Raw genomic sequence first — 6,627 nt, 5'->3', positions numbered from 1 at the left:
GAGGCACCGCCAGACGAAAGAGGCGGCAAACAGATATGTTCAACCTACCGCCACCGCGCCACATCTCGACTCTACGCCGTGTGCTCGTTCCCGCCGGCCGATTTCAAACGGCAAGATTCTCGGCCAGCCGCTGGATCATCTGCAGAGGGAGCGCGGGGCGATCGCTTGCAGGAGCTCAGATCGCTCCGCCGCTGTTCATGCGGACTTAACGACCGAAAATGGGCGTTTGTAGGTGACCGGTCTCGCCCGGAAACTGGCGGCGGGAGCAGGGCGGCCGACGTGGAAGCCTTGGATTTTATCTATGTCAAATTCGCGTACAATGGCCATCTGCTCGTCGGTTTCGACCCCTTCGACCAGGATTTTATGGCCGCGATTTCGGACCAGGGCAATAATGTCTTGCAGCATCGCCTTGCCCCTCGGGGTACCGCAGTCATGCAGAAACGAGCGGTCGACCTTCACCGTATCGAAATCGATTAGACGAAGCCATGACAGGCCCGCGAAGCCGGTCCCGAAGTCATCAAGCCATATTCTGATCCCTAGCAGCTTCAGGTCGCTGATGCAGCGAAGAATGCCGGAGTGCATCTCCATCTCCAGCCCTTCGGTGATTTCGAGGGCCAGCCTGCTGCCGGCTACGCCAGTCTCGCTCAAAATGGTCGCAACAGAAGCCGCGAAGCCGGGCGTCTTGAGCTGAATCGGAGAGACGTTGACGCTGACGACACCGACGTGATCGTCCGCCAGAAGCTCAGTGCACACTGTCCTTATTGCCCAGCGCCCGAGCGCCAGGACCGCACCAGTTCGTTCCGCGACGGGAATGAACAGGCTCGGCGGAACCGATGTACCGTCCAGCATTTTGAGGCGCATCAGAGCCTCGACGGCTTCAACTCGGCCCGACGCGACATTCTGGATGGGCTGGTAGACGAGTGAAACGAGGTCCTGGCCGATCGCGATCTTCAGCAAAGCCGCAATATTCTCGCTCTCGTCGCTGCTCTGGGGATCGTTTGGATCGAACAGCCAGGTACAATTTCGACCGCCTGCTTTTGCCAGATAGAGGGCGCGATCGGCCTCGTGGATGATTTTTTCCAGCTTGGCGCCAATCTGCGGCCGGGTGAGTGCAGCGCCAACGCTCACCGTCACAACCGAGATACCGTCTCTGCGCTGCTCGTGGGGAAGCGCGAGGTTCTCCACCGTGCTTCGAATGGCTTCCGCAATATCTGCGACCTGTTCTCTTTTCTCCATGCGAGCCAGGACAATGAATTCCTCACCGCCGTAGCGGCCGATTGAGCCATTGTACTGCCTAATCATATCGGCAAGGGCATTGGCGACAAGAATCAGGCAGCGGTCGCCCTCTTGATGTCCGTAATAGTCATTGAACCTTTTGAAGAAGTCGACGTCGATGAGGATCGCCACAAAACTTCTGCCAGACCTTTGCCAGTCGCTCCAGTAGTCCCGCAGCTTCTCGTCAATCGCCCGCCGATTCTCCAGACCCGTAAGCGGATCGGTTCTCGACAGATTCAACAGCGCCTGTCCGCGCTCGGTGGCCTCCTTGTGCTGGATTTTAGCTTCCAAGGCGTTCAGGAAGACGTTGTAACGTTCCTCGTTCAACCTCCAGTTTACATACGACGTGAATATGAAACACGAAATGTAAAAAATTCCTAATACTATTTTGTATGTTAGCGTAGAAGGTACGAAATAGTTCACGGTGTATAATACACACAAGATTATAGCAGAAGTTACAATGGATAGATTAAACCTGAATGTGAAGAAAAGATTGGCGCCCATCATGAAGATAGTACCGAAGACCATATAATAAGAGACGCTTTCCTTGTCCGCGCTGATAACCGCCGGGCACAACCAACCAACATAGCCAAAGATGATGGCTGCGGCGCAAGTCACGTCAATCCATTCCGTTCCGACCCCCCGGCGAAGTTGTGCTTCCAGGATCAAGAGTGCAGTCACTCCGACCGCGAAGCGCGCCGTGATTGTATAGATTGCCACATCCGGAATCAGCAGCAGATCCGTTGCCGAAAACAGCAGATAGATGGCGACGGCGATCCAAAGCCCTGGCCTGGCGTCCATCCTTCGCTTCGCTTGGCCTTCCTCCCAGTAGAGGCTGCGGAGCTCGTCGGACCGCGGCTCGTACCGCAGCTCAAGCGGTTCCGCATGGACCATATCGGCCAATGCGGATGACGCGCATTCGTTCGTCACGCTAAACCCCATTTGAACGGGGCTTTGTATTCCGAACTCATTTCTAGCTTCTGCCCCCACGCCGGCCGACCCCCCAGGCGCGACAGCGATTGCGGCGCCTGGCAAGCAATATGCAGTCGCGCCAATAGGTTTCCGTTAACTCGTATCCGGAATCCGGCCCGCAAGGGGTCCAAAGACCTAGCATGGTTGGCGGGAAATTAACGACACCGCTAAAATGCCGGGGGATGTGCCTTGGCAAAGATAAAATTTTACGCAATAGCTAACTAATTGTAACTATCCAATTGTAATTATGGAGTTATGCGGTGGAAACCATCCTTGATGGCAAGAGTCTGATTACTGCCGAGATGATCGCCGCCAGTCTCCCTCGAGGAAAGCTCGAGCCTCACAGCGAAGCGTTCGAAACCGCTCGCGTAGAGCTTGCGCTCATTCTGCACGCGACACACCAGCAAATCGAGCAACGAAAGGACCCCGCCGAGATCATTCGTCGTCTGACGTCGTACCTCAGCGCGACGCGTTCCAAGGTTCATCCCGACGTTTGGCAGGCATTGATACCGGTAGTGCAGAACCACCCGGTCCTGGAGTACTTTCTTGAGGATCCGCTTACGCGGTGGTCCCATGACAAGCCCAGAGGTTATTCCGGCGACGCCCAGTTGCTCGACTACATCTATTGCGATCCGCACGTGGCCGAGAGCGTGGCAAACGCCTCGGAGACCGGCAAGGCGCTCTATAGCCATACCAAGGATGTGCCGTCGTCCATCGCGGCACGGGAACGGCGTGATCTTCTGACCCGATATGTCGATAAGATTGCGACCGAAAATGGCCCGCAAGCCGAGATCCTGGCGATTGCGGCCGGCCATCTAAGGGAGGCCAATCGGTCGGCCGCCTTACGGGAGGGCCGTCTCAAGCGCTGGGTTGCGCTCGATCAGGATCCTCAGAGCGTTGGATTGATCACGCGCGACTTCCAGGGCACCGCGGTAGAGGCCATCGACGGCTCGGTACGAACCGTGCTCACGCGGGGTCACAAGCTCGGCAAGTTCGATTTCATTTACGCCTCCGGCCTTTACGACTACCTTGCGCACAACGTCGCCGTGAAACTCACGAAAACCTGCCTGCAGATGTTGAAGCCGAACGGGACATTCCTCTTCGCGAACTACGCGGAGGGCAATCCTGACGCCGGGTATTGGGAGACGTTCATGGACTGGGTGTTGCTGCTGCGATCGGAGGCCGATATGTGGAACATCATCAATGCCAGCGTCGACCGCAACACCGTCGAGGCGCAGGTGTTCTTTGGCGAGAACCGCAACGTCCTGTACGGCGTCATTGAAAAGCGCGGATAGCGACCGCCTTTGGCTGCAAGCTTGTCAGCCGTTGGCGGCAGCCAGTCTGATTGCGTTTTGATCCTAAAGTGCGTCGCGTTTGAATGGATTCATGCAACGCGCTTTAGTTCTTGTTTTTATGCATGTCGTTATCGCAAAACCGCTGCGCACTTTTGCGCGACATGCATTAAACTTCGAACGCTGCCCTTAACGTCTCGAATGGCGCCAGCGCGCCGCGCACCTGCACGACGGCTGCGGCGACGCGATGCGCGCGCAGCACCGCCTCGGTCGGGAGATGGCCGGCAAGCCGGGCGGCGAGATAGGCGCCGTTGAAGGAATCGCCGGCGCCGGTCGTGTCGACGGGGGCGGCGACATGCACGGCCGGAACGGGTTGCAGGGTTCCGTTAGCGGCGATCAGCGCCGGCTCCTCGCCGTTCTTGACGACGACTTCGCCGACCAGCTTGCCCAGCCGTTCCGCGGTTGCTTGCGGCGCTGCGTCGCCGAACAGCATCTGCTCGTCGGGAAAGGTCGGCAGCGCGATGTCGGTGACTGCGAGGGCATCGAGGATCGCCGTCTGTGCTTCCTCGCGCCGGTGCCACAGCCGCGGCCGGTAGTTGGGATCGAAGGCGACAAGCGAACCGGCGGCGCGCGCCTTGGCCACCGCCGCCAGCAGCGTGTTGCGCGCGGCGTCGTTGAGAATTGCCAAAGTGATTCCGGAAAAGTAAACAAGCGCCTGATTTTCAAGGCTTTTCGCCAAGGCAGCTGCGTCGGAGGCAAGCTGCCTTGCGGCCGCATCGCCGCGCCAGTAGGTGAAGGAGCGTTCGGCGCCGGTCAGTGTGATCGCATAGAGACCGGGCCGTGCGCCTGTTATGATCGGGCTGGCGCCGATGCCGATGCCGTTTTGCGCAAAGAAACCGATCTGGTCGCGCGAGAACGGGTCGTCGCCGAAAGCCGACACATAGGTCGCCGGCCGGTCGCCGCTCAGCGCATGCAGCGCCCACAGCGTATTGAACGTGTCGCCGGCAAAACCCATGCGCCAGGTCGGCCCCGCCTGGCCTGAAAGTTCGAGCATGCATTCACCGATCGAGGCGACGCCATCTCCTGTCATGAATCTCTCTCCTGGTGCATGTCGCCCACAGCTTGCGCAGCGGTTTTGGGATAACGACATGCACAAAACCAAGACCCGGTGCTGTAGCTTTTTGCGAGCGACAGCGCCATGCTTGGCCATGGTGGATTTTTGCGCCAGCGGCGTTTTCTCATGCGGACGGCGGGACGCAATCTGCGCAGCGAGACGTTATCTCCGGAAGAGGAAACGGTTTGGCATCGTTATGGCGTTATGTTCTGGCAGGTCTTGGTCTGGCTGCCTTGCTGGCTGGCATTCTCGCCGCCGTCTTTCTGACCGCGCCGCAAGCGCCCCGGCTTGCCGGTTCCGAAATTGGCCACTCGAAAAGGACGGCGAACGGATTGTTCGTGGCCAGTTTCGAACCGGAGCGGGGCGTTGTCCGTCAAGGCGAGCTGCAATCCTGGCTGCTGACCCTGAGGACAGGTGCGGGAACCCCGGTGGAGGGCGCTGCGATCACGATTTCCGGCGGCATGCCGCAGCACAGGCACGGTCTGCCGACCAGCCCGCATGCGACCGATTATCTGGGCGATGGCCGCTATCGCATCGGCGGGGTGAAATTCACAATGAGCGGATTGTGGCAACTGCATTTCGCCATTTCCGCGGCGGCCGGATCCGACACGGTGGTCTTCAATGTGTTGCTCTGAGCGCTGGAGCGAGATGAGCCGCTTTTCGCGACTTTTTGCGCTGCTGGCGATGGCTCTGCTTGCCGGCTGCGGCAAGCCTGAGTTTTCCGATGCCGAAAAGAAGACCATCGCCTCGCTGGCGCTGTCAGCCCTGCCGCCGCTGAAAACCGACACCACCAATCGCTTCGCCGATGTGCCGGCCGCCGCCGCGCTCGGCGCGACGCTGTTCTTCGACGTCGGGCTGAGCGGCGATGGCAAGGTTTCCTGCTCGACCTGCCACAAGATCGACCGGCAGTTCCAGGACGATCTGCCGCGAGCGGTTGGTGTCGGCCGCACCAACCGGCGCACCATGCCGCTGGCCGGCGTTGCGCATGACGCATGGTTCTTCTGGGACGGGCGGCGCGACAGTCTCTGGGCGCAGGCGCTGGCGCCGCTGGAAAATCCGCTGGAGCAGGCCGGCAACCGCGCCGCCTACGCGCACTATATCAAGGCGCGATTCGGCGAGCGCTACGAGCGCATCTTCGGGCCGCTGCCCGACCTTTCAAATGTGCCGGCCAATGCCAGTCCGCTCGGCAGCGATGCCGAGAAGGCTGCCTGGAATGCCATGTCCGATGCGCAAGCCGAGGACGTCAACCGCGTCTTCGCCAATATCGGCAAGGCGATCGCCGCCTTCGAGCGATCGATTGCGCTACCGCAGACGCGCTTCGACCGGTTCGCCGCCGCTTTGGATACCGGTATACAGGCGCCGCAGGGCGACGATGCCTTGTCGCCCGAAGAAATCCTCGGGCTAAAACTGTTCATCGGCAAGGCCAATTGCGTGACGTGCCATACCGGGCCGCGTTTCACCGACGGCGGTTTTCACAACACCGGCGTGCCGCCGGTGGCGAATCTGCCGCCGGATCGCGGCCGCATAGACGCGGTGGCGCAGGTCGAGGCCGATCCGTTCAACTGTTTCGGCGCGTTTCGCGATGGCGACGCCAGCGCCTGCGGCGAGCTGCGCTTCATGGTCAAGGCCGGACCGGAACTCGTCCGCGCCTACAAGACGCCGTCGCTGCGCGGCGCCGCCACCCGTGCGCCCTACATGCATGCCGGGCAATTTTCCTCGCTCGAGGAGGTGGTGGCGCATTATTCGAAAGCGCCGGCCAGTGTCGAGGGTGTATCCGAGGTCCACCCGCTGCAGCTTTCGAACCGCGAGCGCGCGGCGCTGGTGGCGTTTTTGAAGACGCTGGCGGAGTGAGGGACCCTGCTGCTCGGTAGCGATCCTTCGCGCCCCCCTCTGTCCTGCCAGCATCGAATGTTCGTTACCGCAACAGCGCGCCTACCGATCCTTCACCGTCTCCATCGCCACGAAGGTCGAGGT

5 protein-coding genes are annotated in these 6,627 nt (G+C 60.2%); 3 read left to right on the top strand and 2 right to left on the bottom strand.

What is annotated here, in order from left to right; translation table 11 throughout:
* Window positions 1–195: 195 nt before the first annotated feature.
* The gene (locus AC0L3N_RS31890) at window positions 196–2,169 is read right to left on the bottom strand and encodes a putative bifunctional diguanylate cyclase/phosphodiesterase (protein WP_473551554.1); all 1,974 of its coding nucleotides are present in this window, start codon (window positions 2,167–2,169) and stop codon (window positions 196–198) included.
* 338 nt (window positions 2,170–2,507) lie between these two features.
* On the opposite strand from AC0L3N_RS31890, the gene AC0L3N_RS31885 reads away from it, so the two are divergent.
* Complete coding sequence (locus AC0L3N_RS31885; RefSeq protein WP_473551552.1) at window positions 2,508–3,542, top strand: class I SAM-dependent methyltransferase; 1,035 nt, start codon at window positions 2,508–2,510, stop codon at window positions 3,540–3,542.
* Window positions 3,543–3,708: 166 nt separating this feature from the next.
* Here the strand turns inward: AC0L3N_RS31885 and AC0L3N_RS31880 are convergent, their stop codons facing one another.
* Window positions 3,709–4,629 carry a sugar kinase gene (locus AC0L3N_RS31880; protein ID WP_473551551.1) on the bottom strand — a complete coding sequence of 307 codons (921 nt, stop codon included), beginning with the start codon at window positions 4,627–4,629 and terminating at the stop codon, window positions 3,709–3,711.
* Window positions 4,630–4,643: 14 nt separating this feature from the next.
* Here AC0L3N_RS31880 and AC0L3N_RS31875 point away from each other — a divergent pair, with 14 nt between their 5' ends.
* Both AC0L3N_RS31875 and AC0L3N_RS31870 read left to right on the top strand, forming a co-directional pair.
* Complete coding sequence (locus tag AC0L3N_RS31875; RefSeq protein WP_473551549.1) at window positions 4,644–5,288, top strand: FixH family protein; 645 nt, start codon at window positions 4,644–4,646, stop codon at window positions 5,286–5,288.
* Window positions 5,289–5,301: 13 nt separating this feature from the next.
* Window positions 5,302–6,504, top strand: coding sequence for a cytochrome-c peroxidase (locus AC0L3N_RS31870; RefSeq protein ID WP_473551547.1), 1,203 nt, complete (start codon window positions 5,302–5,304; stop codon window positions 6,502–6,504).
* Window positions 6,505–6,627 lie beyond the last annotated feature (123 nt).

This window comes from Mesorhizobium sp. WSM4807, assembly GCF_055811615.1.
The sequence above is the reverse complement of the archived record's forward strand: the minus strand, read 5'-3'. Positions and strand labels throughout refer to the sequence as shown.

What these genes read in the sequence shown, in the direction of transcription:
- AC0L3N_RS31870 (WP_473551547.1), top strand. Translation starts at nt 5,302, where the DNA reads ATGAGCCGCTTTTCGCGACTTTTTGCGCTGCTGGCGATGGCTCTGCTT.
- AC0L3N_RS31890 (WP_473551554.1), bottom strand. Translation starts at nt 2,169, where the DNA reads ATGGTCCATGCGGAACCGCTTGAGCTGCGGTACGAGCCGCGGTCCGAC.
- AC0L3N_RS31880 (WP_473551551.1), bottom strand. Translation starts at nt 4,629, where the DNA reads ATGACAGGAGATGGCGTCGCCTCGATCGGTGAATGCATGCTCGAACTT.